1 protein-coding gene and 1 pseudogene are annotated in these 1,027 nt (G+C 60.3%); both read left to right on the top strand.

Annotated features, from left to right (window positions below; genetic code table 11):
• Positions 1–231: DHHA1 domain-containing protein (locus ACIOZM_RS31465; protein WP_401221516.1), on the top strand; the 231-nt coding region annotated here is incomplete at its 5' end.
• 90 nt (positions 232–321) lie between these two features.
• A pseudogene (locus tag ACIOZM_RS31460) lies at positions 322–1,008 on the top strand (aspartate kinase); the annotation flags it as partial.
• Positions 1,009–1,027 lie beyond the last annotated feature (19 nt).

Raw genomic sequence — 1,027 nt, 5'->3', positions numbered from 1 at the left:
CCCACTGCCGCAGCAGCCAGCTTCATCAAAACACCCGCTTTGAGTTGGCCCGGCGGGACCAAGGACCAGACGGGCCAACAAAAAACCGGGGGTTTGATGAAGCAGGCTGCTGCGGCAGTGGGCGGGAAGGGCGGTGGTCGTCCGGACATGGCGCAGGGCGGCGGTGTCGACGCCGGCGCACTGGATGGCGCATTGGCGCTGACCGTCCCATTTGTAGAGCAGGGTTTATAAGGCAGTCCGTCGCGCCCGCAGTCTAGTGGCCGGCGCGACGGCTGTTTGAGTGATTATTGCGCGCCCTTCATGGGCAGAGGCGGCTTTGAAATGGCTTTGATCGTACAGAAATTTGGAGGCACCTCAGTTGGCACTGTCGAGAGAATCGAGCAGGTCGCCGACAAGGTTAAGAAATTCCGCGATGCCGGCGATGACCTGGTGGTCGTGCTGTCTGCAATGAGCGGCGAAACCAACCGTCTGATCGATCTGGCCAAGCAAATCAGTGGCGACGAGCAACCGGTTCCGCGTGAACTGGACGTGATTGTTTCCACCGGTGAGCAGGTGACGATTGCCCTGTTGGCTATGGCGCTGATCAAGCGTGGCGTGCCGGCAGTTTCGTACACCGGCAACCAGGTGCGGATTCTGACGGACAGCGCGCACAATAAAGCGCGTATCTTGCAGATTGATGACCAGAAGATTCGCGGTGATCTGAAGGCCGGTCGCGTAGTGGTTGTCGCCGGTTTCCAGGGCGTCGACGAGCACGGCAACATCACCACCCTCGGTCGTGGCGGTTCCGACACTACCGGCGTGGCGCTGGCCGCAGCACTGAAAGCTGACGAATGCCAGATATACACCGACGTCGACGGTGTCTACACCACCGACCCGCGTGTGGTATCCGTGGCTCAGCGTCTGGACAAGATCACCTTCGAAGAGATGCTGGAAATGGCCAGCCTCGGTTCCAAGGTGTTGCAGATCCGTGCGGTGGAATTCGCCGGTAAGTACAACGATCCGCTGCGGGGACAGGGCCTCTAGATGG

It is taken from the genome of Pseudomonas sp. NPDC087346 (genome assembly GCF_044744235.1).
GTDB lineage: Bacteria > Pseudomonadota > Gammaproteobacteria > Pseudomonadales > Pseudomonadaceae > Aquipseudomonas.
This window is presented reverse-complemented; position numbering and strand designations above follow the sequence as displayed.